Source organism: Bacillus sp. FSL W8-0116, from assembly GCF_038003825.1.
GTDB classification, from domain to species: domain Bacteria; phylum Bacillota; class Bacilli; order Bacillales; family DSM-4216; genus Bacillus_O; species Bacillus_O smithii.
Genome location: NZ_JBBOPY010000001.1, coordinates 1,463,521 through 1,490,000, shown reverse-complemented (window position 1 = coordinate 1,490,000; position 26,480 = coordinate 1,463,521). Strand labels below are relative to the sequence as shown.

The window sequence follows — 26,480 nt, the reverse complement described above, 5'->3', positions numbered from 1 at the left end:
AGATCAAGCCGATTTTGCGCCGGACACTCTTCACAACCCTCGTCCGGGAGAGCTTGCCAAAATGGGCATGAACATGCCGGAAGAAGACTTGCACTCATTTGTCCCGAATTATATTCGTTTGGCTGAAGCGGAGGCAAAATGGCTTGAAAAGCAAAAGGAACATGAAGAGGGCTGAAGATCAATGGAACGCATACAATATCGATTTATGAGAATCGAAGATATTGATGAAGTGATGGAGGTAGAACATTCGAGTTTCACCCTTCCTTGGACGAAAGAATCGTTTTATTATGAACTGGAACAAAACCATTTTGCCCATTATCTTGTGGTAGTGGTCAATGACAAGGTAGCCGGGTACTGTGGTTCTTGGATTATTTTGGATGAAGCTCATGTCACGAACATTGCCGTTTTGCCTCAATATCGAGGAAGAGGATTTGGCGAAGCTTTGCTGAGTAAAATGATGGAGTTGGCAAGGGAGCTTGGGGCGAAAACGATGACATTAGAGGTTAGGGTAAGCAATATGCCAGCTCAGTCTCTTTACAAAAAATTAGGGTTTCAAAAAGGAGGTATCCGTAAAGGGTACTATACGGATAATCAAGAAGATGCTTTGATAATGTGGGTGAACTTATAATGGAAAAGGATATGTACATTTTAGGAATTGAAACAAGCTGTGATGAAACGGCTGCTTCCGTTGTCAAAAATGGCAAGGAAATTCTCTCTAACAAAGTGGCGTCTCAAATAGAGAGTCATAAACGATTTGGGGGCGTTGTCCCGGAAATCGCATCACGCCATCATGTGGAACAAATCACGATTGTCATTGAAGAAGCGATGAAGGAAGCCGGTCTAGATTTTTCTCAATTAGACGCGATTGCGGTGACGAAAGGACCCGGTCTTGTCGGGGCGCTGCTCATTGGCGTCAATGCGGCAAAAGCGCTTGCCTTTGCTCATCAAATCCCTCTTGTCGGTGTGCATCATATTGCGGGCCATATTTATGCTAATCGGCTCGTAACGGATATGCGCTTTCCGTTGATAGCGCTGGTAGTTTCAGGCGGCCATACGGAATTAGTGCTGATGAGAGAGCACGGAACATTCGAAGTGATTGGGGAAACAAGAGATGACGCGGCCGGAGAGGCTTATGACAAGGTAGCCAGAACATTGAATCTAACCTATCCCGGAGGGCCGGTCATTGACCGTCTTGCGCATGAAGGAAAAGCATTGATCGATTTTCCGAGGGCTTGGCTGGAAGACGGATCCTATGATTTTAGTTTTAGCGGATTAAAATCAGCAGTCATTAATACTTTGCATAATGCGGAGCAAAGAGGGGAACAGTATCGCCCTGAAGATGTGGCTGCAAGTTTTCAGGCGAGTGTGGTAGAAGTATTGACTGAAAAAACAGTGAGAGCCGCCAAACAATTTCAAGTAAAACAAGTTTTACTTGCCGGGGGCGTGGCAGCAAATCGTGGATTGCGCAGCGAATTGCAAAAGAAAATGGAAGAATTGAAGGATGTAGAGTTAGTCATACCGCCTTTATCGCTATGTACGGATAATGCAGCCATGATTGCGGCTGCAGGGACCATTTTTTACGAAAAAGGAAAACGAGACGGCTATAACATGAACGCCTATCCCGGATTGGAACTGGATCACGTTTAATCTCATTCTTAGATGTGAAAAAAGGATTTTTCCGGGGATCCATCTTTAGAAAATAGTTCTGTTTCTAATCGAGATGAATAGTGACGTTTTTCGGCCGGCAGAAGGGCGCTGCCGGTTTTTTTGTCTTCCGGTGAGAATCGTGGAAGGGCTTTTTGGTGAAAAGCTGTGGAAAATAGAATCGTCAGGAATCACTATTGTTCATAACATGTGGATAATATGTGGAAAACAAAGTACGTTATGTTAAAAACTTTTTTTAAATGTGGATAAATTTCGAGGATAAATTTGGAATGTTGTCAATAAGTCTGTGGATAATGTGGAAAAATGTGACTTTTGCGGTTGTTTCAATGACAATAATGTGATTTATTTTGTGGATAATTAGGATGGCATCAATCCGTCTTGGCAGCGATTTTTTTGTTGATAAAATATCGGAAATAACGGTGTGGAAAAATCGTGTATAAGAGGATTTTCATTTATGGTGTAAAAATCTAAAGAGGCTGTAAGCAATGATGCTACAGCCTCTTTTTTCATAGAGAATACAGGATGTCCGAACAATGAGAACTATAAACTTTCCTGCAATTCCGTCCATTCCTCCATAAGCTGATCAATTTCTGCTTTCAGCTGTTCGATTTCCTGATTGATGGCATGTGCCTTTTCATAATCTTGAAATATGTCTGGCTGAACGAGCAGTGCTTCTTTTTCTGAAAGGAGCGTTTCTTTTTGTTCAATCGTTTGTTCAATTTCTTCAATTCGTCTTCTTTTTTTTCTCTCCGCTTTTTTCGCTTCTTTATCCAGTGCAAACGTGTTTTTCGAAGCGGTTGTGTCGTCATCAGAGGTACGGCGATTTTCTTGTTGTTCCAAAAGCGATAATTCCAGCTGTTCTTGTTTTTTGTTTACATAGTAATCGTAGTCTCCCAAATATTCAGTGGTTCCGTTAGGAGAAAGTTCAATCACTTTAGTGGCAATTCGGTTGATAAAATAGCGGTCATGGGATACGAACAATAATGTTCCCGGATAATCGATCAAAGCGTTTTCGAGTACTTCTCTGCTGTCAAGGTCAAGATGGTTCGTCGGCTCATCGAGAATTAAGAAATTGGCTTTCTTCATCATGAGTTTGGCAAGGGCCAGCCGCGCCTTTTCCCCGCCGCTTAAAGAGGAGACGGTTTTCAAAACGTGATCGCCTGAAAAGAGAAAATTCCCTAAAACGGTCCGAATTTCTTTTTCATTGTAATTAGGAAAATCATCCCACAGTTCATGAAGGACGGTTTTATTTGAAGTTAAATTGGCTTGTTCCTGATCATAATAGCCGATTTCGACATTGGTGCCGAATTGAACAGATCCTTTGATCGGCTGCAGAAGCCCAATAATCGTTTTTAATAGAGTGGTTTTTCCGACCCCGTTCGGTCCGACAAGCGCAATGCTTTCCCCGCGGGTTATGTTCAAATGGATATTTTCACTCACAGGACCGCGGCCGTATCCAATGGCTAAGTCTTTAACGCGCATCACTTCATTGCCGCTTTGCTTTGCAATTTCAAACGAAAATTGAGCCGATTTTTCATCCCCTGCAGGCTTTTCCATCAGCTCCATTTTTTCCAGTCGTTTTCTTCGACTCTGCGCTCTTTTTGTCGTCGAAGCGCGAGCGATATTTCTTTGGATGAAGTCTTGGAGCTTTTCAATCTCCTCTTGCTGCTTTTCGTATTGTTTCATTTCCCGTTCATATTGCTCTGCTTTTTGAATCAAGTAATCACTGTAGTTTCCATAATATTTTCTAGCCTTATGCCGGGAAATTTCGTATACTTGGGTCACTACTTTATCAAGAAAATAGCGGTCATGGGATACAATCAGAATGGCTCCCGGATAATTTTGCAAATATTGTTCCAGCCATGTTAAAGTTTCAATATCTAGATGGTTGGTCGGCTCGTCCAATATGAGAAGATCCGGTTTGGAGAGCAAAAGTTTCCCGAGGGCCAACCTTGTTTTTTGACCTCCGCTTAATGAGGAAATTTTGGTTTCATAATCATAGTCTTGAAAATGAAGACCGTGCAAAACGGAACGAATATCGGCTTCATACTGATAGCCGCCTTGTTCTTTAAATTGAATTTGCAATTGGTCATATTCTTTCACGATTTTCTTAAATTTTTCCGGATCGTTATAAACGGTCGGATCGGCCATTTGATTTTCCAAATCTCTCAGTTTCTTTTCCATCTCCCGCAGTGGGCCAAAAACGGACAGCATTTCATTCCAAATTGTCAAATCCGATTCCAAGCCGGTATCTTGAGCAAGATAGCCGATCGTCACATCCTTTGGCTTGATGATTTCGCCGGAATCATATGATAATTGGTCTGCGATGATTTTCAGAAGCGTAGATTTGCCTGCTCCGTTTCGCCCTACTAAAGCAATCCGGTCACGTGATTGTATTTCCAGTTTAATATTCGATAAAATAAGTTCAGAACCATAATATTTTGTGAGTTGAAGAACTTGCAGTAGAATCATTGTTTTATTCACCTCAATTGCTATAGTGTAAGTGTACCTTATAGCTCCTTAAATGGGCAATGGAAAGAAACAGAACGGGGGAAGTGTGAGACGGAAAGAACGGGAAATCGAAGCAATCTCTTCGGTCGTTAAGTCAAGCTGCCGGCAGGAAGCCACAACGAAGCATGAATTGACGACGATCTTCCATCCGCTGGACATACGTTTTAGATCGATGTCCACATTATACACAGACATTCGCAAAAAAATAGTGTATCATAATGGGGAGGCATTCATCGTGTCGAAATTTACTCATTTTAACGAACAGGGAAGGGCTAAAATGGTTGATGTCAGCCATAAACCAGAAACAGTCCGTACAGCCGCCGCCTGTTCAAGCATCCAAGTAAATGAAGAAATTTATGAAGCCATACAAAATGACCGGATTCAAAAAGGGGATGTGTTGGCCGTAGCACAAGTGGCCGGAATTATGGCGGCAAAGAAAACATGGGATATCATTCCAATGTGCCATCCCATTCCCATTAAGGGGATCGATATTTCCTTTTCGTGGGAGACATACAACGAGAAATTTACTTTGAAAATTTTGGCTAAAGTAAAGACCGTAGGAAATACAGGTGTAGAAATGGAAGCGTTGACAGCCGCTTCTGTTGCGGCTCTTACCGTTTATGACATGTGCAAAGCCGTAGATAAAGGGATGGTCATCGGACCGACCTACTTGCTCGAAAAAACGGGCGGTGTCTCCAGTCCGGACTATAACAGAGATCATCATTCATAGTTTTTGGAAGTTGTGGAGGAATGAGTATGAGTCAAGAAGCCATGAAAATTCCACAAGCGACGGCTAAACGTCTGCCTCTTTATTACCGATTTTTGCAGAATCTGTACGCCTCAGGGAAAGAACGAGTATCTTCAGCAGAATTAAGTGAGGCGGTCAAAGTGGATTCCGCCACGATCCGCCGTGATTTTTCCTATTTTGGCGCCTTAGGGAAAAAAGGCTACGGATATAATGTCAGCTATTTATTGTCGTTTTTCCGAAAAACGCTTGACCAAGATGAAGTGACAAGCGTCGCACTGATTGGCGTGGGGAATTTAGGCACAGCGTTTTTAAATTATAACTTTATGAAAAACAACAATACGAGAATCGAATGGGCGTTTGATATCGACAAAAATAAAATTGGCAAAAAAGTTGGCGATGTAGTGGTATATGATTTAGCTGAATTGGAGGAGCGATTGATGGGCGAGAATGTTCCGGTAGCCATTTTAACCGTTCCGGCTTCGGCCGCCCAAAGTATTACAGACCGTCTAATAAAAGTGAACATCAGTGGAATTTTAAATTTTACGCCGGCAAGAATATCCGTTCCTCCTTCCATTCGAGTCCACCATATCGATTTAGCAGTTGAATTGCAATCATTAGTATATTTTCTGAAAAATTATCCTGAAGAGGAAGAAGTGGAAGAGAAACTCGATAGAAAAAAGGATTTACATCATTTATGATAAAATGAAAGAGGTGGAATACATTGGGAATGGGACCGGGCAGCCTTATTTTGACTGCGATCGCAGCTTTATTAATCTTTGGACCGAAGAAACTCCCTCAGTTGGGGAAAGCAGCCGGGGATACATTGCGTGAATTTAAACAAGCAACTAAAGGCTTAGCAGACGATGAAAAAATGAAAAAGAACGACGACAAGTAATGATAGGATGAGCGATCATGAATCGAAAAGACATGACGGTACTGGAACATATCATGGAATTAAGAAAACGTCTCATCATTGTGATCGTTTTCTTTGTGATCGCTGTAATTGTGGGTCTATTTACAGCGGAGCCGATGATTAAATTTCTGCAGCATGCCGATCTGGCGAAAGAGTTGACGATGAATGCATTTCGCATTACGGATCCTATGAAAGTTTATTTTCAAATGTCCTTTGTGATCGCATGCATCTTAACTTCCCCAGTTCTTCTTTACCAGCTTTGGGCCTTTATCAGTCCCGGGTTATATGAAAAAGAGAGAAAAGTCACGTTAAGTTATATTCCGGCTACGGTATTGTTATTTCTTCTCGGCGTTGCTTTTTCCTATTTTGTTCTTTTTCCGTTTGTGCTTCGTTTTATGACAAACTTATCTGAAAAACTGGGGATTCATCAAGTCATTGGAATTAACGAATATTTTCACTTTTTGTTCCAACTCACTATTCCCTTTGGGATTTTGTTTGAATTGCCTATCGTGGTCATGTTTTTAACCCGGCTTGGCATCGTTACACCCAAGTTTTTGGCCAAAATACGTCGTTACGCCTATTTTGTCCTGCTTGTCATCGCGGGAATTATTACGCCGCCGGATGTGATGTCACAGCTCATTGTGACCATTCCTCTTTGTTTTTTATACGAAGTGAGCATTTGGATTTCGCGGATGTCCTATAAAAAAATGCAGAGATTAGAAAGGCAAAGAAGCGAAGAAATCGTGAATGAAAATTAATATCACGATCCGAGAGAAAGGCTGCTCGAGTTTCAGTGGAAGATATATCTCATATTGATTACGTGAAACGTTCAATAATCTGCTTGATAGTCTGTTCAAAAAACATATCCAGTATATACTAAAAGAATATACTAAGAGAAAAATAAAAACGAATCCTCTGCTCAAGCAGAGGATTTTAGTTTTGGCGCGAGGAGGGTGTTTACGAAAAAAATGAAAGCGATTTCTTTTTTGTGAAACAAAGAAGGCTTTCTAAACGAGAAGTGGTGACGAAAACCTAGCCGATTTCGGTTAGGTTTTTTTAAGAAAAAATTAAGAAAGGACCCGCATACTAGGCTTATCCAAATGACCAATGGATAAGAAAGGAGCAGGGATGTTGAAAAAATGGTGGATCCTTTTTGGGATTGTGATTGTCGTTATTGGAATAGGTGGATGGTTTTTTGCCAAAGGAAAAGAAAAGCCGACAATGGCACAGGTTCAAACCGCTTCTGTACAAAAAGGAAAATTGCAAGTGAAGGTGAGTGGTTCTGGGACTGTTCAACCTGTTACGAGTACGGATGTCAAAGCTGCTTCCAACAACGAAGTAGACGAAGTGCTTGTTTCTAAAGGAGAGAAAGTAAAGGAAGGACAAGAGTTGGCTACATTTACGGACGGCAGTGATATTACTGCACCGGCAGACGGAACCGTTACATCGATTGGCGTTTCGGATGGAGATCGTGTATCGAAAGGCCAAGTCATTGCTCACATTACCAATTATGATGATTTGCAAACAACGGTGCAAATTGATGAATTAGATATTCCAAAAGTAAAAGGGGGGCAAACGGCCAGTATAAAGGTCAATGCCTTCCCTGATACAACCTATACGGGGAAAGTGACAGCGGTTGCCAATGAAGGGACGGTATCCAATGGAGTCTCGACATTTGATGTGACGGTTCATATGAATAAACCAACGAATGTAAAAGTGGGAATGACAACCGAAGTCAGTATTTTAGTGCAAAGCAAAGACAATGCTCTCTATGTGCCGATTGAAGCAGTACACTCAATCAATAACGAAAAGTATGTAGTGGTTGAAAAGGGAGATGGCTCTGTCGCGCGGCAAACCGTGAAAACGGGAATAAGCAATGAAGATTATGTAGAAATCAAAGATGGTTTAACAGAAGGTGAGGTTGTCCAGCTGCCGAGAGTATCTGCATCGTCTTCGAGCAATGAACAAATGAGCGGCAGAAGAATGATGGGCGGAATGTCTGATATGGGTGGATTTGGCGGCATGAATCGCGGATTTAACAGAGGGAGATGATCGATGATGACTGAACCGATTATTCGAATGGAAAATATAACGAAATCATATTCGCTTGGGGGAGAAGTAGTTCATGCCCTGCGGGGGGTCTCTCTCCAAATTGGAAAAGGAGATTTTCTTGCGATTGTCGGTCCTTCCGGTTCCGGGAAATCAACATTGATGAATATCATTGGCTGCCTCGATCGTCCTGATGAAGGTCGTTATATCCTCGATGGAAAAGAAATAGATAAAATGATAGACAGTGAACTGGCAACTGTTCGAAATGAAAAGATAGGATTCGTTTTTCAAAATTTTCATTTACTGGCAAAATTAACGGCGTTAGAGAATGTAGAACTGCCTTTATTATATCGAGGAGTAAAGACAAAGGAACGACAAAAAATCGCTTATGAATACTTAGAGAAAGTGGGATTAAAAGATCGAGCCCGTCATTTGCCCAACCAGCTTTCTGGCGGACAGCAGCAACGGGTGGCCATTGCACGGGCTCTTGTCGGCACCCCGCCGATTTTGCTTGCCGACGAGCCGACAGGGGCTCTCGACAGCAAGACAAGCAAGGAAATCATTCAATTGATGAAACAATTAAATGAGCAAGGACATACGATTCTTCTCATTACACACGATTGGGAAGTGGCTAACGAAGCAAAGAGAATTGTTCGCATTCAAGACGGGCAGCTGTTTGAGGAAAGAGGTGATTTTGTTGGCAATTATTCCATCCATTAAAATGGCTTTCCGCAGCATTCAAGGCAATAAGCTTCGCTCCTTTTTAACGATGCTTGGCATTATTATCGGCGTCTCTTCTGTTATTGTTTTGATCTCAATAGGTCAAGGTTCGAGTAAAGAAGTGGCCAGTCAGATGAACCAGTTAGGGAGCAATTTATTAACAGTGAATGTGATGGATTCGGATCGTGTTCAATTGAAAATGGATGATATCGAAAAGTTTCGCGATATTACAGGCGTAAAAGAAATTGCTCCCGTTGTTTCCGGACGGGTCTATGTAAAAAATGGTACGACTTCGACACAAGTTTCTTTATTGGGAACGAGCTCTTCGTATCAAACCGTACGCAATGCACAAGTCAGCCAAGGTCGCTTTTTATCTGATATCGATGTAGAGTATCGGCAAAAAGTGGTGATTTTAGGATCTGACACAGCGCAAACATTATTTGGTTTTGATAATCCGGTCGGAAAATATATACAAGTGGAGGGCACATCGTTCAAAGTAATTGGAGTTCTGGCTTCAAAAGGCAGTTCGTTTGGACAAAGCGGTGATGATGTGATCATAATGCCGCTTTCGACAGCCCAGCGATTGGTTAAAAACACAAGTATTCAGACAGTATATGTTCAAGGAAAAGATGCAAGTGAAGTCCCGTTTGTTATGGCGCAATTAAAAAGAACATTAGCACGTCTATTCCCCAATGATCAAGATAGCTACAGCGTCTTTAACCAACAAGATTTAATGGAAACGATGAGTTCGGTTAACAATACGATGACGATGATGCTGGGCGGAATCGCAGGAATTTCCCTTTTAGTTGGTGGAATTGGGATTATGAATATTATGCTTGTGTCTGTTTCAGAGCGAACAAAAGAAATAGGAATTCGAAAAGCGATTGGAGCGAAGAGAAGAGATATTTTAATGCAGTTTTTGATTGAAGCTGTTGTGCTAAGCGCTCTAGGAGGTGCGATTGGAGTGGGATTTGGATTGGTCATTGGAAAGGGGCTTGCAGCTACGATCGGACTGTCTGTTTCTTATTCTGTCTCTGTTTGTATGGTTGCCTTTTTATTTTCTCTATTCATTGGAGTGGTGTTTGGCGTATTTCCTGCTAACAAAGCAGCAAAACTGGACCCGATTCAAGCTCTAAGATATGAGTAAAGTAAAAGTGCGCCATATGCTGCATACGGAATTGGGGAAACGCAAGTTTTAAGAACAATAGATATCTTAAAACCCGTGGTGCTAGATAAAACTCAGACAAGCATAAAAATAGCCCTTGCTGGCGGATCTCCAGTAGAATGAAAGTGTCACCCAACATTCGAAAGGAGAGATCCCCCATGCAAGAGCACTTTCATTTTACTACAGATCCAGCCAAACTTCAAAAACAATATGCCGCTATTTTCTGTTTTGTTTCTGCCCAACTGTCGTTGATTCAAATGTATCTTCATCGCCGCAACCGTCACTTGGTCAAGCAAGAAGACGAAGTGGTCATGGCGGTTCACCTTTTGGGGAAGCTGCTGGGCTTTTCTTCCGAACGAGCCTGGCATCGTTTTGTCACGGGAAATTTGTTCACAAACGGCTCGTTTCTTGAACGCTCCCGATACAACCGCCGCTGCCGGGCGCTTGGTTTCGCCATCAAATGGATCCGTCATGAGCTGGCGAAACGTGGCCAACACCATGCTTATGCGGTCGTCGACAGCTTGCCTCTTCCGTTGTGCCATCCCGCAAGAATGCAGCGCGTCAAGCGGTTTCGAGGGATCGCGGATATGGGGTATTGTGCTTCCAAAAAGCAATGGTACTACGGTTTCAAGCTGCATCTTCAAGTGACCAATCAAGGGCTGGCCATGGGCTATGTCGTGACGGAAGCGTCCTGCCACGACGTCAAAGCCGCTGAAACGGTGATGACTCAAATCCCTCATCCCTACAACTTTGGGGACAAAGGGTACATCAGCCACGCTCTTCGAGAAAAGCTGTACGAAGAACACCAAGCCGCGTTCTGGACACCGTCTCGACACAATCAAAAGCACGGCCCATCCAAGGCATGGGAAGAATGGATCAGGAAAAAACGCAAAGTCATCGAGACGGTGTTTTCGATTCTCGTAGACCAATACCGGATCACCGACATTCGAGCGAATTCCATGGCCGGGTTTGAAGTGGCACTCGATGGCATCTTGTTGGCTTATTCCTTGGTCACACTAGGGCTGGTTGAGCGCTGACACTCAACTAGCACCACGGGTATCTTAAAATCTCCTGCGAATGTTTTTTATTTGAAAAAGTGACTGGTCTTTTTAAGGGCAGATTCCATGGCGTAAGAAATTTGACAATCGAGCGGCAGAAAAAAATGAAAAAGAAATTCTAAAAAGCGATCGTTTTTGGCGACCGCTTTGTCTTATTATTAGAAGTAAGAGAAAGAAGGGAGATCCGTGAGATTATTAGTAGTTGAAGATCATGTAGATTTGTTGAAATCGATGATTGACATCTTATCGGATGAGTTTGAGATCGATAGTGCCACAGATGGCGAGGAAGGGTTATTTTTAGCTTTGCAAAATATTTATGATGCCATTATATTGGACGTCATGCTGCCGGGAATGGATGGTTTTGACATTGTGCAACGAATTCGGAAGGAAGAGATTGATACACCTGTTTTATTTTTAACGGCAAAAGATTCTCTCGAGGATCGGGTAAAGGGCTTGGATTTTGGCGGAGATGACTACTTAGTCAAACCGTTTTATGCTTCGGAGCTAAAAGCACGCATTCGAGCGTTATTACGGCGCAGTGGCAGTTTTACAACCAAACAGACTATTTGCTATCGAGGGATTGAGCTGTACGGAAAAGATAAGGATGTCATGGTAGATGGGCACCCTATTAAATTAACGGCGAAACAATATGAGCTATTAGAGTATCTTATCCATAATAAGGGAACCATTCTAACAAAAGAACAAATTTATGATCGGGTGTGGGGATTTGATTCGGATACAACGATTGCCATTGTCGAAGTATTCATTCATCATCTTCGCAAAAAGCTTGAACCGTTTGGCTATCACACAGATATTCAAACGGTTCGTGGCGTCGGATATAGGTTAACAGACCAGTAGGCAGGAGAGAAAACGATGTTTCAACGCACTCATCTTCGATTGACGCTGTTAAATTCTCTTGTTTTTTTCGTTTTAATTAGCTTATTAGGGACGGCCCTCTATTCATACATGCATGCTCGTTTATATAAAGACGTGGATGCATCGCTTATGCATATAGCGGAACGAGAAGCAGATAATGATAGACCGTGGGAAAAGGACGTTCCTTTTTTTCGGGATCCCCGTGTGTTTATCGTGTTTTGGAATAAAAAAGGAGAAATAATCGACTTAGGTCACGACGCAACCATTTTCACCCAAACGCCTATCGAGAAACCTAAACAATTGAACAAACTGTATGATATGAAGATTGAAAACTTTTATTTCCGAACGATTGCATTCCAAATGGATACGGAATTCGGAAAGATTACGGTACAAATTTTTCGAAGTGTCAATTCCGAAAAAGAGATTTTAGATAAGCTTTTATTGATCATTGTGGCAGGATGTGTGATCGGAGGACTGTGCGCCGTAGCAGCCGGATATTTTCTTGCGGGCCGAGCACTGGTGCCGATTCAAAGAGCATGGCAAAAACAGCAGCAATTTGTTTCGGACGCTTCTCATGAATTGCGGACGCCATTAGCAGTGATACAGACAAAAACGGATTTATTGTTCCATTCTCTTTCCTCGACCATTGAAGAAAAAATAATGGATATTTCCGTAATCGCGAAAGAATGTAGACGACTTTCCAAATTAGTCTCTAACTTGCTTATCTTGGCACGCTCAGATTCCAATCAAATAGAATTAAAAAAACAATCATTTCGATTGGATGAGTTGATTAGAGAGATTGCCGATACTTATTCAGAGATTGCTTCCTATCAACAGAAGGAAATAACGATAAACGTAGAATCCCCGATTTTATTTACTGCGGATAAAGAACGAATCCATCAATTACTGGTCATCCTATTGGATAATGCGATCAAATATACTAAAGAAGGGGGACGCATTTCCATCTCTTGCCGTCAAACTTCTTCTTCCATTACCCTTGAGGTGCAAGATAATGGAATCGGGATTGCCAAAGAAGAGATTCCGAAAATTTTTGATCGTTTTTATCAAAGCGATAAAGCACGGACGAAGTCAGATGGGGCAGGATTGGGACTTTCCATTGCCAAGTGGATTATTGAAAAACACAATGGAAAAGTAAAAGTGGACAGCCAATTAGGAGAGGGAACTCGCTTTGAAATGACCTTTCCAAAACAATCAAAAAGATGAAGGGACACCCGCATTTCTTGAAGTGACCCCTGTCAAGCAGACAGGAAATAAAAAAGGACACTTAAGCAGCCTGAGCCTTATATTCATAAGGGCTCAGGCTATTTTATGTGCGCCCGGCATGTACATGAACTATAGGGTGTAAGTCCCGAACCCCGAAGACAGAAGTAGAGGTTAGCCAAGAGCAAGGGTGTCCGTGGTGACGCGGAATCTGAAGGAAGCTGGAGGCAAAACACCGGTCCGAGGAACACGAACCTCATATAAGGCTAGGTATGATGGAGTGAGTTTGCATAACAAAACAAAGCTCTTTCTGTCGAAGGTCATATCGAGTAAATGAGGCGGATAGATGGTGTGAAAGTGCATGTACTTACCCGGGGAGGTCTGGCGGATAGGTGAAGTACTCTTCATAACCTACTTAGTGATAAGTAGCTGAACCGTCAGAAGTCAGCAGAGGTCATAGTATTAGTTGGTCTAGAACAACTAAGAAGGACCGAACAATTAAGAGAGAATAGCCCTTGGTATTCAGTGAGTCATGATGAACACAGAAAACGTAGTACCTCACTTGAGGGAGGAAGCGGTGAATCCCGTGGGAGACCTCTTGGAGGGTGGAGTGACCACTGGCATAAAGAGAACAGCTATTCACGGAAGTTATAAAGACTTGCGTCAATGATCTTAATTGAACCGCCGTATACGGAACCGTACGTACGGTGGTGTGAGAGGACGGGAGTTAATCGCTCCCTCCTACTCGATTTGTTTACTGATCATAAAGGGAAAGGAAATTTCCTGACTGATTAACAGTTTTTTTCGAGAAAAATAGTGAAAGCAATCCTACAATTAGAACACAAATACCGATAAAAAAGAGTTTGCTTCAATAAAAGTCCATAAGAATAAATAAATGCTAAAGACTAAGAAAAGCCATCCTATAATAGGATGTTCGAATATACTTTACGCATTAGATTCAATCTTTCTATCTAAATTTCTTTTTATTTCAAACTTTTATAAGTGAACATTATGGACATATTTTATTGACCGGTATTAAAGTCCAATAACCACATTCATATGGATATAAACTTTTAAATTAGAGCTTGTTTTAGTCTATTGATACCTTCTTTTATTTCCTCTATTGTTAGATTACCATATCCTAAAATGATTTTACTTTGATGCATTCCTTTGTGAATCGTATGAAGTTCTACTGGGTAAATTTTAACTTTATATTTTACCATTATTTCCTGTACCTTTTCATTTGAAAACTCTATATTTTGAAATTCAGCAATCAAATGCAGACCTGTTGAATCACCTGAAATTTTAACATTAGTACCAAACTGTTCTACTAAACATTTTTTTAAATGATCCCGACGTGTTTTATATATTTTTTTCATTTTTCTAATATGGCGTTCCAGATGTCTTTCATCTATGAAACGCGCAAGGGTAAGTTGTTCTAATGAGGGGGTGTGAAGGTCCGTAAACCATTTTAAATCTTTACAACGTTTTGTTAAAGAGAGAGGCAGAACTAAATACCCCAACCTTAGGGCAGGTGATAATATCTTGCTGAAAGTTCCAATATAAATCACCCTGTCTGGATCAAGCCCCTGAAGTGAATTAATTGGCGCTCCTTGATAACGAAATTCACTGTCATAATCGTCTTCTACAATAAAACAATCAACTTTTCTGGCAAATTGGATTAACTGAATTCGACGCTGAATAGGCAATGTTCCCCCAAGAGGAAACTGATGGGATGGAGTCACAAAAATAAATCTTGGTTTTTTATTTGGGGGGATTAAATCCGTTTTCATACCGTGTTCATCTACAGGTATAGGGTGGAGCATTGCCCCAGTGGAAGAAAAAATGGTTTGAATTTCGTGTGTAATAGGATCTTCAATCATTACTTCATCCCCTGGTGAAAGAAGTAGTTTTGCTATAAGGGATAAGGCTTGTGTTGCTCCAGATGTAATAACTAGCTGATCAGGATAACAATGTACCCCCCTTGTTCTCTTTAGATACCGAGACAGGATATGACGCAGTTCAATTCTACCTTCAGGGTATCCATAGCCAAATACGGAATGTGGAGTTTCTATACACACTCGTTTAGCGATTTGTCCCCATATATGCCTTGGAAACATGTCTAAAGCGGGGATACCGGAACGAAAATCTATAAAATCATTTCTTTCATCTTTCAAGTGCTGAATTTCAAAAAAAGATAAATAATCCGTTCTCTCTTGTTGACTTAAGTAGGCTCCTTCCGCAACATATGTTCCGGAACCTTGCCTTGCTTCAATGTATCCCTCTGCTAGCAATTGTTCATAAGCTTCTACAACCACATTCCGTGATATACCTAAATTGGAGGCTAGTTCACGGGTAGGTGGAAGACACTCTCCGGCTGCAAGTTCCCCATTTAATATTTGTGTACGAATTTGTTCGTAAACTTGTCGTGTTAAAGATATATCGAGTCTTCGATCAATAGTTATCAAAGCATTCTTATTCCCCTTTTATCTAAATTGGTACCATAAAAGTCAATAATAATTGGTCCTTATAACTACCATTTTATCATGCTAAATTATAAAAGGAAAGAACAATTACACATAATGGATATTCATGAAAAATAATCCTAATCGTTACGGGGGCGGGGGCAAAATGATCGTTGAAACCCAAGCAAAGGAGCAAAATCATCCCTTATTAAATTGGAATCAACACTTTTTATCATCCCTGGTATTTTTAGAACAACTTGAAATTGCTACTCTAGGCCCTTCTGGAACAAGTAGTGAGGCATCAGCTCAATACTTGCTTTCATCCTTAAAAAACAGTCATGGAAAGTATTCACTTTTCCCTACTTATGAAGAAGCTTATGAAAACTTAGTTTCAGGGACATCTAATATTCTTCTTGTAGCTAATGCCTACAAGGGAATAGATAAGTTTTACATGTCAAAAGATATCCAATTTTTATTTCCATTTGTCTTTGAAACACCTTTATACGGAGTTGCAAAAAGACCTTGTCAAGAATTGAATAGGAACCGTTCATTGGTTATTGCTACTCATCATGCTCCTTCTTGTCTTCTTCCTTGGTTCTTAGCCGATTTCGACATGAAATATGAGGTGTTATTTGTCAATTCAACAAGCGAAGCTGCTATCAAATTACAGAAAGGTGAAGTGGACCTTTGTTTAACAACTGTCAATGCAGCCCAAAAATATAACGTAGAATTCATTTCGCCGACCCGTACCATTTTAATGTTATGGTCCGTTTTTGGTAAAAAGTCAACAATCGTATCGTTCAAACTTTAACAATGGAGGAAAAAATCATGGAAATGAAATGTGTAATGGTTATTGATGCAGATTTACCTACAGGATTAATCTCAAATACTGCTGCGGTATTAGCCCTGACTTTGGGAAAGGAAATTGAGGGAATTATTGGTCCAACGGTAAAGGATGGAAGCGGTCATCCTCATGTAGGGATAACTACTACACCTATTCCTATTTTAAAAGGTGATTCCCTAAAAATTAAAGAGTTAAGGAACAAGTTATACGCAGAGGAATTTTCTGATTTATTTGTTGTAGATTTCACCAATGCGGCACAGACAACAAAAAGTTATGAGGAATATATCGAAAAAATTTCGACCTTATCAACAAACGATCTTGAGTATTTAGGATTGGCTTTATATGGAGACAAGAAAAAAGTGAATAAACTAACTGGAAGTATGGGGCTTCTCAGATAATAGGGGGAATCCAAGATGGGGAATCAAGTGAAAAATCAGTTAGACAATATGATTGTGATTCCAGGGGGGACTTTTCTTCGTGGCAGCAATGAATCGCCGGATGAACAACCAGTTAAATCCGTAACATTACACCCTTTTGCCATTGATAAAACACCAGTAACAAATAAACAATTTCGAGTATTTGTAGAAGCAGGCGGATATGAAAACCCTGTTTTCTGGCTTCCGAAAGGATGGGAGTATATCAAAACTAACAACATTAAATATCCAAATTATTGGTACGATGATCATTTTAATCAAGACGACCATCCTGTCACAGGAGTCAGTTGGTGGGAGGCAATGGCCTTTGCTACGTTTGTAGGCAAGACCTTACCGACCGAAGCGCAGTGGGAGTACGCATGCAAAGGAACGGATCAACGAAAATATCCGTGGGGAAATGAAGAACCAACTTCTGATCATGCAAACTTTGCTGTTGACTGCGATCCCGAAGAATTGAACCGTAGCTCAACCTCTGTTTATGCTTTTCCAAAGAATAAGTCCTTTTTCGGGTGTTTAGATATGGCGGGGAATTTTGCAGAATGGTGTTTGGATAATGTTTCTCTTAATTACGAATGGGATGAAACCAGAGTAAATCCATTATATCTTACGCAAGAAGAAGATTATCACATAGTTAGAGGTGGATGCGGACTACATAATGAAGATTTCATGAGATGTACAGCAAGAGACAACTATCCTGTTTCAGTTAGAGATAATTTAATTGGTTTTCGTTGTGTTATCAATACTATTTAAGGAGAGAGAAATGTGAATTACCCAATGCTTAAGACTCCAAATTTAGACCGAAAGCCATCTTCGCTTCGGTATTATCAAGAAGGTCCACCTAAATCTATTGATTTAGATACTTGGCATCTATCTGTTACTGGATTGGTAGAAAAAGAATTAACTTTTACCTATCAAGATTTATTAGAAATGCAACAAGTAGAGGAAAGTAGAAGAATGGTTTGTGTCTGTAATTGGAGTATTCGCCGTCCATGGAAGGGAATTTTGTTATCCAGCGTTATAGAAATGGCTGGAGTAACTAATCCTGAAAAATACTATTTAAAGCAAACTAGTATAGGAACTAAGGAAAAAGGTGTCTATGAATCAACTATTCCTTTAGGTGATGCTCTTTCCAGACGAGCATTGATTGTTCATACGGTTGATGGGGAACCTTTACCAATGGAACAAGGATATCCATTAAGATTATTCGATTTTGGGCTGTACGGATACAAAAATGTAAAAGGTTTAGCAAAATTGGAAGTAACAGAAGAATATCAAATTGGGGAATGGGAACGACGTGCGGGATACGATATCAATGGTATAGTTAGGCCTAAAAAATACTGGATTGCAGATTTGAAAAAATGGGGTTTTATAGAAAAACCAGGTGAAGTCACGGAATTTTAGTTTAATTGATGAAAAGGGGTATTTTTATGAGCCTAAAAAGAGATTTAGGGTGGAAAGAAGCTACTTCTCTAGGAACTGGAGCTATGGTAGGTGCTGGTATTTTTATTCTAAGTGGTGTAGCAACTGGAAAAGCAGGCCCAGCTGTGATGCTTGCTTTTGTCATTGCAGCAATCTTAGAGATTTTACTTGGATTATGTTATGCAGAACTAGCATCAAGATACCCTAGGGCAGGTGGTGCCTATGAATATGTTAGTCAAACAATGGGATCATTTGTTGGAACTCTAATTGGATGGTCATACTGGGGGCATGGCTTGCAGCAAGTAGTTTCGTTTCCCAAGGATTTGGGAATTATCTTCATTCTTTAACGGGTGCCCCTCCGTTACTGAGTGCGGTCATTCTTCTTCTTGTTTTAGGATTTCTAAATATGCTTGGAATAAAGTTTAGTGGTGTCGTTCAAGTGGGAATTGTAGTTGTTGAAATTATCGTACTTATTTTATTTTTTGCTCTAGGTTTTGGTCATGTGAATTATTCATTATATACACCGTTTGCCCCTAATGGCTATGAAGGAATACTTGCTGCCGCATTGGTTGGTTTTCTTTCCATGGTTGGCTGGGATGTAATTGTGGATGCTGGAGAGGAAATGAAAAATCCGAGTAAAACCATTCCAAAAGCCATTTTATCATCCATTATCATTGTACTTGTTCTGTACTCGGGACTATTATTTGTTTCAACAGGAGTTGTTCCTTGGCAGGAACTTGGTTTATCAAAAGTACCAGTCGCTTTAGCTAGCCAACAATTTTTAGGGGATTTTGGACCGACCTTAGTCAGTATAGTGATTGTTATAGCTTTACCAGCAACAGCCAATGCTTTTATCATATCGATTTCGAGAACTGCCTTTGCGATGGGTCGTAATGGATTATTACCGAAAAAATTTGGATTTATCCATCCTCGATTTCAGACTCCAGTTTTGGCAATATTGTTAGGGGTTAGCATACAAATTATGTTTACCCTTGTAAGTTCAATCAATATTGCTGTTAATGCAACTGGCTTTTTGTATCTCCTTACGTTTATTTTTACGATGATTGCCTTTTTTATTTCGAGGAGAAAAGTATCTGTTGAAGAAAGAGCAAATCAGTTTTCAGTCCCTATGTATCCTTTTTTACCAGCCCTTGCCTTAATTATTAGCATTTGTTTACTCGTTCCAGTTGGAGGGTCCGGTTTCTTTTCAGGATTGATATGGTTGTCAATCGGATTTGCTATCTATTTGTAAGCGTAAAATAATCCCCACCTTTTAATGATAGGGATTAAATACTATTATTGTGATAAGTTATTAAAAACCCGACAATTCAAAGGAATTGTTTTGGACCAAGGAAGTAGTTGATCAAGCTCATCCATATTGCTTATATCCATATTGGGAAGCTTTTCAAATAAGTAGCGAAGATAATAAAATGGATTTAATTTATTCTCTTTTGCTGTCTCCACAATACTGTAAATGATTGAGCTGGCCTTAGCTCCTTTCGGAGTATTGCTAAAAATCCAGTTCTTCCTACCGATCACAAATGGTTTAATGGATCGTTCACTTCGATTATTATCGATTTCTAAACGTCCATCCTCTAAAAATGCCACGAGTTTTTCCCATTGGTTGAGGCAGTATGTAATGGCTTGACCTAATAGACTCTTTGGTAAAACATTGCTTTTCTCTGTTTTTAGCCATGCTGAAAAAGCCTCCAACAATGGTTGGCTGTGTTTAAGTCGTTTTTTATATCGTTCTTCTGGTGTACATTCTTTCAAATCACGCTCGATGGCAAATAGCTGATTACAGAAATTGAGTCCTTCCCGAGCTGTGACTGCTGAATGACGTTTGGATTCAGGAAGTACGTTTAAAGCCTCATCGAACTTTCTGCGGGCATGAGCCCAACATCCAACTAATGTTACGCCGGATACCTTATGGTATCCTGCATATCCATCGACATGCAGGTATCCTTTAAACCCTTTTAGGAATTCTTTGGCATGTTCTCCTGCTCTAGTTTCCTGATAGTCATAAAGGACAAGTGGTGGATCCTCTCTTCCAGTCCGATAAAGCCACATGTAAGATTTCGATGTACTTGACCTTCCAGGTTCATGTAAAACCTGAACAGTTGTTTCATCCGCATGTAGAATGTCTTTAGAGAGGAGATGCTCTTTCATTCGTTGATAAATTGGCGCAAGCCATTTTTCGGCACCATAAAGCATCCAATTGGCCATGGTTTGCCTGGATAAGATCACACCTAATCGTTTGAACTGTTGTTCTTGGCGATATAGAGGTAGCCCCTCTACATATTTTTGATTCATAATATATGCCATGCTTGACGGTGAAGCTAAACTTTTTGGATACACAGATTTTGGGGCAGGTGCTGTAACGATTGGTGTCTCTATTTCATTACGCTCACAATGACGGCATCCATAGACATATCGAACGTGTTTTAAAACTTTGACTTGAGCCGGAATAATCACTAATTCTTGTCGTACTTCTGTGCTCATTTCGTGTGTTTTTTCACCGCAACACGAACAGACCTGCTCTTCTTCGGGTAAACGATATTCAATCGTTTCCATAGGCAGGTTTTCAAACGTAGCTTGACGTTGACCACGTTTCTTTTTACGACGATATGTAATTGTTTCAACAGTTGGCTCTTCGGCTTTTACATTAGACTCTACCTCTGCTTCATTGAATAAAGGTAGTTCTAATTGATTAGGATTTGTTTTTTCGCTTGAAGAGCCAAATTTTCGTTTTTGACTAAGACGATACTGTTCTTCATACCATCGTAATTTCGCCGTCAATTCAACGATTTGCTGTTGAAGTTTTTCAATTAATTCAAATGGGTTTTGGGTAGGATTCTTTAAATTTTTCATCATGTAGTAATAATTCGACGGTTTTAGCTATTTTCCTCCAAGGTTTTTGTTAAAAGTAAAAAATTCATATAACTGTTCTAGCCTTTACTTCTGGGTGTGCTTTCTTTTGCTCCATTGCAAGACCATCCAATAACCAGCGTAATTGCCGATAACTAATTTGTATCGTTCCAGTGTCATTTTCATTTGGCCATTGAAATTTTCCTTTTTCCAATCGACGATAATAAAGCCAAAAACCATTATAGTCCCAGTGAAGAATTTTTAATTTATCTCGCTTTCGATTACAGAACACAAAATAGCTTGATGAAAAGGGATCTAAATCAAATCCCTCTTTCACCAAAGCAGCTAATCCATCAATGGATTTTCTCAAATCAGTACTTCCTTTTGCCAAGTAAACTCGTTCAGCTCTTGTACCAACTAACATGTTGATTTCAACGTCCTAACCACTTCTGAAAGAAAGGCCGGATCGAAACCAGGTTTTACTTCAATTGAAATCCCACTAATTTCAATCCGTAATGAATTTTCAACTGTTTGTGAATGATCTTCTAGGGTAACGGATGCCCATTTTGTAGACTTTCCTTGATTTTTTATTGGATTTTCAATTTTTCTTAACCAGTATTTAAACTGGTGAATACTCCATTGATTTTCCTTGCACCAGTTTACTTGAGTTTGACCGCTTTTACGATAGTCAGCGATTCGTTGTTCCCAAACCTTTCGTAATTCAGGATTCTTAGGCATAAAAAAACCTCCTTCAATTTCATCTTGAGGAGATTATCTCATGAAATTAGCACATCAAGAAGGTGTCCAAGATTTGACGCTTACATCTATTTAATTCGTACTAAGTCAATTAAAGAAACTGATAGGATAAGAATAAAAGAGAATGAGGCTAAATTCTCTTCTGCGAAATGATATTGGATAAAACATTATTATAATTCTATAGGAGGTGTTTAATATGAAACCTAAAAAACAACTTTCGACAATAACACCCTATCATCCAGGAAAAACAATTGAAGAAGTTAAACGTACTTATGGTCTTAATCATGTAGTGAAACTTGCTTCCAATGAAAATCCATATGGTTGTTCTCATTACGTTCAAAAGTCAATTATGTCTGAGCTCAACAAACTATCCTTTTATCCAGACAGTCGGGCAGATAGATTAAGAGAAAAACTTGCTGATTCTATTGGAGTGAATGAAGATCAGTTTATATTTGGAAATGGAACTGATGAATTGATTCGGATGATATGTAGAGCTTACTTAGGATCGGATACAAACACAGTGATGTCAGATTTGACTTTTTCTCAATATAAACGAAATGCGATTATAGAGGGGGCAGAGGTCCGAGAGGTTCCCCATGTAAATGGTCGTCACAATATTATGGGAATGATCGATGCGACTGATAAAAAGACAACGGTCGTTTGGATTTGTAATCCTAATAATCCTACAGGTGAGTATGTTCGTAAAAATGAGCTCATAACACTTTTAGATGAGCTCAACAAAGACATCCTTGTAGTCTGTGATGAAGCGTATTACGAATACGTAGATGCAGACGATTTCCCGGATACAGTATCTTTAATGAATAAGTATCCTAATTTAATGATTTTGCGAACTTTTTCGAAAGCTTATGGTCTAGCAGCACTTCGTATTGGTTATGGTATTTGTAAAACGGAAGTAATTAATGTTTTAGAAACAGTGAGGGAAACATTTAATACTTCTCGTTTAGCCCAAGTGGCTGCTGTCGCAGCTTTTGAAGATCAATCCTTTATTAAAGAGTGTCACGAGAAAAATCGAAGGGAACTGCAACAATTCTATTCATTTTGTTGGAGATTTGGACTCTCTTATTTTCCAACCCAGACTAATTTTATATTTATTGATATGAAAAGAGACACAGATAGTTTAGCAAATCGTTTATTATCTAAAGGATTTATTATTCGTCCAGGTAGTGAGTTTGCATGCCCAACTAGTGTAAGAATTACGATAGGTAGCTCAGCACAAAACGATGATCTAATTGCACATTTGTCACAATTACTTCAGATGTCGGAAATGATTGAAAAATAGAGTTTTATATTGCGGCAGGAGGATAGAAGTATGCAAACAAACACGGATAAACATAAGATTAAAAAGGCAAAGTTCTCTGCAGAAATACGTTCAAGAACTAAGGAGCTACATAAGAGGAATAATTGGTATAATTTCTTTTCTATTGGCTATGATTGGGCTATTATTACATGTGCAATTGTCTTTGCTAAAACATTTCCTGACTGGTGGACCTATATCATTAGCATAGCTATTATAGGGAGTAGAATGAGAGCTTTCGACAACTTAATGCATGAAGCAAGCCATTTGTTGTTATTTAAAAATCGTATTTTGAATAAATGGATAGCTTGCCTGTTTGCTGCATTTCCTGTATTTACATCCTATACTACTTACTGCAATTCGCACTATTTACACCATAGGCACCTATGGGATATAGAAAATGATCCTGATACTAAAAGATATGCCCTAATTGGATTGGACAAACCACAAAATAATATAAACAGATTTATAATGAAACATATTATAAAACCACTTACATTAACACATGTTCCAAAATATATTTATGGCACAATTAAAGTAAATATCTTTTCAAAAGAAGAGCCTTGGTCAGAAAGAGTTGCTAAAGTTTTATATTGGTTGTCAATTATTACAATTAGTGTTACTTTCAACTTTTGGCAGGAATTAATTCTTTTCTGGTTTGTTCCTCTTCTATCCACATTTCAAATTATAAGATATTGGGCAGAAATGGCGGAGCATTCAGGTTTAAAAAATGAAAATGAACTATTCGCAAGTAGAAATACTTTTGGTAATCCAGTAGAAAAATTCTTTTTACATCCACATCATGACAACTATCACTTAGTACATCATTTGTTTCCAGCGATCCCCCATTATAATTTGAAAAAGGCTCATTTAATTTTAATGGAGGACCCAGCATATAAGGAAGCACACCATTGTACAGGCTTCTTTAGATCATTCCTACCTGGCTTTTATAGCGTGGTAGAAGATATATGTGGCCGTTACCTAGATAGACATAAAAAGAAAATAAGCTAATTGTTTAAGCGAAGGGGGAAAACATTATGTTAGCAGCACTAATTCACGGAATAGTATTAGCCTTTGGGCTAATACTTCCCCTTGGGGCACAGAATGTATTTGTATTCAATCAGGGGGCTTCTCAACCAAAATTTAGAGGAGCCATCCCAGTTGTAATTACAGCTTCACTTTGTGATACTTTACTCATTTTATTAGCAGTATTAGGGGTATCTGTTATCGTATTATCTGTTCCTGTTCTGCAAACAGTCATCTTTTCTATAGGGCTATTATTTCTTCTTTATATGGGGTGGTCTATTTGGAATAGTGATCCTGCAAACCTGAATCAACAAGAAGTAGCCATGTCGCCTAAGAAACAGATTTTGTTTGCTATGTCAGTGTCCCTTCTTAATCCCCATGCAATTCTTGATACGATTGGTGTGATTGGAACTAGTTCACTTAGCTATACGGGTACAGAAAAAGTAGGATTTACTGTCGCATGTATTGTCGTCTCTTGGCTTTGGTTTCTAGGTCTTGCAATAGCCGGAAAAGTAGTAGGTAACTTTGATACAGAAGGAAAGCTATTAAAACTGCTAAACAAAGTATCTGCAATAATTATATGGGGAGTAGCTTTATACATAGCTATTGAGTTGTACAATATGTTCTAGAAATACTAAAAGCTTTAAAGGGAATAACTCAGGATTTCCAACCTTAGCAGATTTTTTCGTCTTTTTGCTGGTAGGACGTAAACCTGTAGGCAGTGCCTTAGATGCCTTTGATAACCATATTTCTCCCTCAATTTCGAATCAATTTCGAATTGATTAAAAAACCTTATCATAAAAAATGATATATGGTTTATAATCGTTAATTAAGGGGGAAACTATTCATGACCACTACAGATAAATTAAATGATTCTCAGAAGAACCGGTTGAAAGACATATTATTAGACAAGCTTTCAACACTTCATAAAAAAAACTTCAGAAAAGCTTTGATTATCATCAATTCCATTCCCGAAAAGTGCCGTTTGGATCAAAAATCATACGACCATGCTGTTTTAAAAAAGGCAGATAAGAAAAAACTGCATCCAACGCGCCCTGTAAGAGGGGAGATTTATAATGTTCTCATCTCTGAAGATAACGTCGGGACTGAATTAAACGGGAATCACTTGTGTGTTATTATCTCGAATAAAAAGAAAAACCTATATTCTGAGAAAGTGAATGTGGTACCCATTGAGGGTGATGGTAAAAAAATCGATCCCAAAAACAATATCCAGTTAACAAACGCTGACCTTGAAGATGGAAATTTAGATAAAGACCCATCGAAAATCATCGGAGCTGATATTATGACGTTAGACAAGGCCAGGTTGGAACGAAGGATAGGCAAATTAAAAGATGACAAACTAGATGAAGTAATTGAAATGGTTAAAGCACAATTAGGTATTACCAACTAAAAGCTTGATTTTTTCTTGGTATTAGTGTATTATCAAGGTAAGAAATGAACGTTATCAAGCCCGATGGGCACCGGCTTAAATAAGCTTTTCAAGAAAGAGTCATTAGCATCTTTGTGATCTGGTGGCTCTTTCACCATTTATGTATCTAATTTTAACTTTTGCATATATTAGAATGTATAGTTTATCAAGCCTTTACGGCACCGGCTTCCTACGGAAGCTTTTTCAAGCTATACGCACAGAAGGTCCTAATTTTAATTAGGGCCTTTTTATTTTTGTAATGTGTTCATATTGAGTATAAGTGCCGATAGCAAAATGTTTTTCTCCTCGGTGTTAGGCAATTTATTGCTAGAAGCATGTATAAATTGTTGTAACCGTAAAATAGTTCCCACCTATTAACCAAAATGACTCTATGAGATAATCTCCTCAAATCAATATTTGAGGAGGTTTTTTGATGTCAAAAGCAGAATTGCGAAAAGAATGGGAACTTCGGATCGCCGATTTTAGGGCTAGTGGACAGACTCAATCCAAGTGGTGTGAAGACAATCATGTGAAGCTTCATCAGGAATGTTGGCCGTAAAAACCGTTCGTGTTTTTAAGGGGATTTGTCCTGGTATTCAGCACAGCTGCGTCCTGAAAAGTAACTAGAATCCGAACAAAAGTCTTATTTATTTACACACTTTCATCATTCATGATGGTATTAAGCATCTTTTAAGATGCTTTTTATGTGCGCCCGGCATGTACATGAACTATAGGGTGTAAGTCCCGAACCCCGAAGACAGAAGTAGAGGTTAGCCAAGAGCAAGGGTGTCCGTGGTGACGCGGAATCTGAAGGAAGCTGGAGGCAAAACACCGGTCCGAGGAACACGAACCTCATATAAGGCTAGGTATGATGGAGTGAGTTTGCATAACAAAACAAAGCTCTTTCTGTCGAAGGTCATATCGAGTAAATGAGGCGGATAGATGGTGTGAAAGTGCATGTACTTACCCGGGGAGGTCTGGCGGATAGGTGAAGTACT

General features: G+C 39.6%; 28 protein-coding genes and 1 pseudogene (1 of these 29 running past the window's edge). 24 read left to right on the top strand and 5 right to left on the bottom strand.

Going from position 1 to position 26,480, the window contains the following annotated elements:
* The 3 genes in view from tsaB to tsaD are tightly spaced (at most 6 nt apart) and all read left to right on the top strand, a layout consistent with a single transcriptional unit that may run on beyond the window.
* On the top strand, window positions 1–175 hold the 3' portion of the coding sequence (gene tsaB / locus N1I86_RS07015; RefSeq protein ID WP_003354023.1) for a tRNA (adenosine(37)-N6)-threonylcarbamoyltransferase complex dimerization subunit type 1 TsaB. It extends 530 nt beyond the left edge of the window; only the last 175 of its 705 coding nucleotides appear in the window; the start codon falls outside the window, past its left edge; its stop codon occupies window positions 173–175.
* A 6-nt stretch (window positions 176–181) separates the two neighbouring features.
* The gene (gene rimI, locus N1I86_RS07010; RefSeq protein WP_003354024.1) at window positions 182–628 is read left to right on the top strand and encodes a ribosomal protein S18-alanine N-acetyltransferase; all 447 of its coding nucleotides are present in this window, start codon (window positions 182–184) and stop codon (window positions 626–628) included.
* Window positions 628–1,647 carry a tRNA (adenosine(37)-N6)-threonylcarbamoyltransferase complex transferase subunit TsaD gene (gene tsaD / locus N1I86_RS07005; protein ID WP_341095665.1) on the top strand — a complete coding sequence of 340 codons (1,020 nt, stop codon included), beginning with the start codon at window positions 628–630 and terminating at the stop codon, window positions 1,645–1,647. Before rimI ends, tsaD begins: the two co-directional genes overlap by 1 nt.
* 558 nt (window positions 1,648–2,205) lie before the next feature.
* On the opposite strand, the gene N1I86_RS07000 is transcribed toward tsaD, so the two are convergent.
* Window positions 2,206–4,137 carry an ABC-F family ATP-binding cassette domain-containing protein gene (locus N1I86_RS07000; protein WP_341095663.1) on the bottom strand — a complete coding sequence of 644 codons (1,932 nt, stop codon included), beginning with the start codon at window positions 4,135–4,137 and terminating at the stop codon, window positions 2,206–2,208.
* Window positions 4,138–4,411: 274 nt separating this feature from the next.
* Here N1I86_RS07000 and moaC point away from each other — a divergent pair, with 274 nt between their 5' ends.
* From moaC to N1I86_RS06950, 10 genes are all read left to right on the top strand, one after another.
* Entirely contained in the window at window positions 4,412–4,906 is a 495-nt protein-coding gene (gene moaC / locus N1I86_RS06995; protein WP_048624143.1) for a cyclic pyranopterin monophosphate synthase MoaC, read from the top strand.
* A gap of 26 nt (window positions 4,907–4,932) precedes the next feature.
* The gene (locus N1I86_RS06990; RefSeq protein WP_003354029.1) at window positions 4,933–5,622 is read left to right on the top strand and encodes a redox-sensing transcriptional repressor Rex; all 690 of its coding nucleotides are present in this window, start codon (window positions 4,933–4,935) and stop codon (window positions 5,620–5,622) included.
* Between the two features lie 23 nt (window positions 5,623–5,645).
* Window positions 5,646–5,819 carry a twin-arginine translocase TatA/TatE family subunit gene (locus N1I86_RS06985; protein ID WP_048624142.1) on the top strand — a complete coding sequence of 58 codons (174 nt, stop codon included), beginning with the start codon at window positions 5,646–5,648 and terminating at the stop codon, window positions 5,817–5,819.
* 17 nt (window positions 5,820–5,836) lie between these two features.
* A complete protein-coding gene (gene tatC / locus N1I86_RS06980; protein ID WP_003354031.1) occupies window positions 5,837–6,595 on the top strand; it encodes a twin-arginine translocase subunit TatC in 759 nt (252 codons plus the stop codon).
* Between the two features lie 370 nt (window positions 6,596–6,965).
* Window positions 6,966–7,889: an efflux RND transporter periplasmic adaptor subunit gene (locus tag N1I86_RS06975; RefSeq protein ID WP_341095658.1), complete on the top strand. Its 924-nt coding sequence runs from the start codon at window positions 6,966–6,968 to the stop codon at window positions 7,887–7,889.
* Between the two features lie 6 nt (window positions 7,890–7,895).
* Window positions 7,896–8,606, top strand: a complete 711-nt coding sequence (locus tag N1I86_RS06970; protein ID WP_003354033.1) for an ABC transporter ATP-binding protein — start codon at window positions 7,896–7,898, stop codon at window positions 8,604–8,606.
* The gene (locus N1I86_RS06965) at window positions 8,584–9,753 is read left to right on the top strand and encodes an ABC transporter permease (RefSeq protein WP_341095656.1); all 1,170 of its coding nucleotides are present in this window, start codon (window positions 8,584–8,586) and stop codon (window positions 9,751–9,753) included. Before N1I86_RS06970 ends, N1I86_RS06965 begins: the two co-directional genes overlap by 23 nt.
* 176 nt (window positions 9,754–9,929) lie before the next feature.
* On the top strand, window positions 9,930–10,808 hold the full coding sequence (locus N1I86_RS06960; protein WP_004439648.1) for an IS982-like element ISGsp1 family transposase: 879 nt from the start codon (window positions 9,930–9,932) through the stop codon (window positions 10,806–10,808).
* A gap of 207 nt (window positions 10,809–11,015) precedes the next feature.
* Window positions 11,016–11,687 carry a response regulator transcription factor gene (locus tag N1I86_RS06955; protein ID WP_341095653.1) on the top strand — a complete coding sequence of 224 codons (672 nt, stop codon included), beginning with the start codon at window positions 11,016–11,018 and terminating at the stop codon, window positions 11,685–11,687.
* 15 nt (window positions 11,688–11,702) lie between these two features.
* On the top strand, window positions 11,703–12,929 hold the full coding sequence (locus N1I86_RS06950) for a sensor histidine kinase (RefSeq protein WP_341095650.1): 1,227 nt from the start codon (window positions 11,703–11,705) through the stop codon (window positions 12,927–12,929).
* A 1,070-nt stretch (window positions 12,930–13,999) separates the two neighbouring features.
* On the opposite strand, the gene pdxR is transcribed toward N1I86_RS06950, so the two are convergent.
* Complete coding sequence (gene pdxR / locus N1I86_RS06945) at window positions 14,000–15,394, bottom strand: MocR-like pyridoxine biosynthesis transcription factor PdxR (protein ID WP_341095648.1); 1,395 nt, start codon at window positions 15,392–15,394, stop codon at window positions 14,000–14,002.
* Window positions 15,395–15,557: 163 nt separating this feature from the next.
* On the opposite strand from pdxR, the gene N1I86_RS06940 reads away from it, so the two are divergent.
* The 6 genes and pseudogenes from N1I86_RS06940 to N1I86_RS16720 all read left to right on the top strand — a co-directional run bounded on the left by N1I86_RS06940 (window position 15,558) and on the right by N1I86_RS16720 (window position 19,340).
* On the top strand, window positions 15,558–16,202 hold the full coding sequence (locus N1I86_RS06940) for a bacilysin biosynthesis protein BacA (protein WP_341095646.1): 645 nt from the start codon (window positions 15,558–15,560) through the stop codon (window positions 16,200–16,202).
* Window positions 16,203–16,219: 17 nt separating this feature from the next.
* Window positions 16,220–16,633, top strand: coding sequence for a DUF2000 domain-containing protein (locus tag N1I86_RS06935; RefSeq protein WP_003353594.1), 414 nt, complete (start codon window positions 16,220–16,222; stop codon window positions 16,631–16,633).
* A gap of 15 nt (window positions 16,634–16,648) precedes the next feature.
* Window positions 16,649–17,419 carry a formylglycine-generating enzyme family protein gene (locus tag N1I86_RS06930; RefSeq protein ID WP_341095644.1) on the top strand — a complete coding sequence of 257 codons (771 nt, stop codon included), beginning with the start codon at window positions 16,649–16,651 and terminating at the stop codon, window positions 17,417–17,419.
* A gap of 12 nt (window positions 17,420–17,431) precedes the next feature.
* Window positions 17,432–18,070: a molybdopterin-dependent oxidoreductase gene (locus tag N1I86_RS06925; protein WP_235831252.1), complete on the top strand. Its 639-nt coding sequence runs from the start codon at window positions 17,432–17,434 to the stop codon at window positions 18,068–18,070.
* Between the two features lie 8 nt (window positions 18,071–18,078).
* Window positions 18,079–19,211 (top strand): annotated as a pseudogene (locus N1I86_RS06915) (APC family permease); the annotation flags it as partial.
* 6 nt (window positions 19,212–19,217) lie between these two features.
* The gene (locus N1I86_RS16720; protein WP_445662274.1) at window positions 19,218–19,340 is read left to right on the top strand and encodes an amino acid permease C-terminal domain-containing protein; all 123 of its coding nucleotides are present in this window, start codon (window positions 19,218–19,220) and stop codon (window positions 19,338–19,340) included.
* A 44-nt stretch (window positions 19,341–19,384) separates the two neighbouring features.
* On the opposite strand, the gene tnpC is transcribed toward N1I86_RS16720, so the two are convergent.
* The 3 genes from tnpC to tnpA (N1I86_RS06900) all read right to left on the bottom strand — a co-directional run bounded on the left by tnpC (window position 19,385) and on the right by tnpA (N1I86_RS06900) (window position 21,694).
* The gene (gene tnpC, locus N1I86_RS06910; RefSeq protein WP_341095296.1) at window positions 19,385–20,962 is read right to left on the bottom strand and encodes an IS66 family transposase; all 1,578 of its coding nucleotides are present in this window, start codon (window positions 20,960–20,962) and stop codon (window positions 19,385–19,387) included.
* A gap of 61 nt (window positions 20,963–21,023) precedes the next feature.
* A complete protein-coding gene (gene tnpB / locus N1I86_RS06905; protein WP_003352857.1) occupies window positions 21,024–21,380 on the bottom strand; it encodes an IS66 family insertion sequence element accessory protein TnpB in 357 nt (118 codons plus the stop codon).
* Window positions 21,374–21,694, bottom strand: coding sequence for an IS66 family insertion sequence element accessory protein TnpA (gene tnpA, locus N1I86_RS06900; RefSeq protein WP_003352856.1), 321 nt, complete (start codon window positions 21,692–21,694; stop codon window positions 21,374–21,376). Before tnpA (N1I86_RS06900) ends, tnpB begins: the two co-directional genes overlap by 7 nt.
* A gap of 214 nt (window positions 21,695–21,908) precedes the next feature.
* On the opposite strand from tnpA (N1I86_RS06900), the gene hisC reads away from it, so the two are divergent.
* The 5 genes from hisC (at window position 21,909) to tnpA (N1I86_RS06875) (ending at window position 26,041) form a co-directional block, all read left to right on the top strand.
* Window positions 21,909–23,012: a histidinol-phosphate transaminase gene (gene hisC / locus N1I86_RS06895; RefSeq protein WP_061794351.1), complete on the top strand. Its 1,104-nt coding sequence runs from the start codon at window positions 21,909–21,911 to the stop codon at window positions 23,010–23,012.
* Between the two features lie 30 nt (window positions 23,013–23,042).
* The gene (locus N1I86_RS06890) at window positions 23,043–24,038 is read left to right on the top strand and encodes a fatty acid desaturase family protein (protein ID WP_160549441.1); all 996 of its coding nucleotides are present in this window, start codon (window positions 23,043–23,045) and stop codon (window positions 24,036–24,038) included.
* A gap of 26 nt (window positions 24,039–24,064) precedes the next feature.
* On the top strand, window positions 24,065–24,682 hold the full coding sequence (locus tag N1I86_RS06885) for a LysE/ArgO family amino acid transporter (protein WP_061794395.1): 618 nt from the start codon (window positions 24,065–24,067) through the stop codon (window positions 24,680–24,682).
* 218 nt (window positions 24,683–24,900) lie between these two features.
* Window positions 24,901–25,464, top strand: coding sequence for a type II toxin-antitoxin system PemK/MazF family toxin (locus N1I86_RS06880; RefSeq protein WP_174752414.1), 564 nt, complete (start codon window positions 24,901–24,903; stop codon window positions 25,462–25,464).
* A gap of 451 nt (window positions 25,465–25,915) precedes the next feature.
* Window positions 25,916–26,041 (top strand): IS66 family insertion sequence element accessory protein TnpA, encoded by a 126-nt coding sequence (gene tnpA, locus N1I86_RS06875; protein ID WP_341095633.1) that lies wholly within the window; start codon window positions 25,916–25,918, stop codon window positions 26,039–26,041.
* Window positions 26,042–26,480 lie beyond the last annotated feature (439 nt).

What these genes read in the sequence shown, in the direction of transcription:
- rimI (WP_003354024.1), top strand. Translation starts at nt 182, where the DNA reads ATGGAACGCATACAATATCGATTTATGAGAATCGAAGATATTGATGAA.
- tsaD (WP_341095665.1), top strand. Translation starts at nt 628, where the DNA reads ATGGAAAAGGATATGTACATTTTAGGAATTGAAACAAGCTGTGATGAA.
- N1I86_RS07000 (WP_341095663.1), bottom strand. Translation starts at nt 4,137, where the DNA reads ATGATTCTACTGCAAGTTCTTCAACTCACAAAATATTATGGTTCTGAA.
- N1I86_RS06990 (WP_003354029.1), top strand. Translation starts at nt 4,933, where the DNA reads ATGAGTCAAGAAGCCATGAAAATTCCACAAGCGACGGCTAAACGTCTG.
- tatC (WP_003354031.1), top strand. Translation starts at nt 5,837, where the DNA reads ATGAATCGAAAAGACATGACGGTACTGGAACATATCATGGAATTAAGA.
- N1I86_RS06975 (WP_341095658.1), top strand. Translation starts at nt 6,966, where the DNA reads ATGTTGAAAAAATGGTGGATCCTTTTTGGGATTGTGATTGTCGTTATT.
- N1I86_RS06970 (WP_003354033.1), top strand. Translation starts at nt 7,896, where the DNA reads ATGACTGAACCGATTATTCGAATGGAAAATATAACGAAATCATATTCG.
- N1I86_RS06960 (WP_004439648.1), top strand. Translation starts at nt 9,930, where the DNA reads ATGCAAGAGCACTTTCATTTTACTACAGATCCAGCCAAACTTCAAAAA.
- N1I86_RS06950 (WP_341095650.1), top strand. Translation starts at nt 11,703, where the DNA reads ATGTTTCAACGCACTCATCTTCGATTGACGCTGTTAAATTCTCTTGTT.
- N1I86_RS06940 (WP_341095646.1), top strand. Translation starts at nt 15,558, where the DNA reads ATGATCGTTGAAACCCAAGCAAAGGAGCAAAATCATCCCTTATTAAAT.
- N1I86_RS06935 (WP_003353594.1), top strand. Translation starts at nt 16,220, where the DNA reads ATGGAAATGAAATGTGTAATGGTTATTGATGCAGATTTACCTACAGGA.
- N1I86_RS06930 (WP_341095644.1), top strand. Translation starts at nt 16,649, where the DNA reads ATGGGGAATCAAGTGAAAAATCAGTTAGACAATATGATTGTGATTCCA.
- N1I86_RS16720 (WP_445662274.1), top strand. Translation starts at nt 19,218, where the DNA reads ATGTATCCTTTTTTACCAGCCCTTGCCTTAATTATTAGCATTTGTTTA.
- tnpC (WP_341095296.1), bottom strand. Translation starts at nt 20,962, where the DNA reads ATGATGAAAAATTTAAAGAATCCTACCCAAAACCCATTTGAATTAATT.
- tnpB (WP_003352857.1), bottom strand. Translation starts at nt 21,380, where the DNA reads ATGTTAGTTGGTACAAGAGCTGAACGAGTTTACTTGGCAAAAGGAAGT.
- tnpA (WP_003352856.1), bottom strand. Translation starts at nt 21,694, where the DNA reads ATGCCTAAGAATCCTGAATTACGAAAGGTTTGGGAACAACGAATCGCT.
- hisC (WP_061794351.1), top strand. Translation starts at nt 21,909, where the DNA reads ATGAAACCTAAAAAACAACTTTCGACAATAACACCCTATCATCCAGGA.
- N1I86_RS06890 (WP_160549441.1), top strand. Translation starts at nt 23,043, where the DNA reads ATGCAAACAAACACGGATAAACATAAGATTAAAAAGGCAAAGTTCTCT.
- N1I86_RS06885 (WP_061794395.1), top strand. Translation starts at nt 24,065, where the DNA reads ATGTTAGCAGCACTAATTCACGGAATAGTATTAGCCTTTGGGCTAATA.
- N1I86_RS06880 (WP_174752414.1), top strand. Translation starts at nt 24,901, where the DNA reads ATGACCACTACAGATAAATTAAATGATTCTCAGAAGAACCGGTTGAAA.
- tnpA (WP_341095633.1), top strand. Translation starts at nt 25,916, where the DNA reads ATGTCAAAAGCAGAATTGCGAAAAGAATGGGAACTTCGGATCGCCGAT.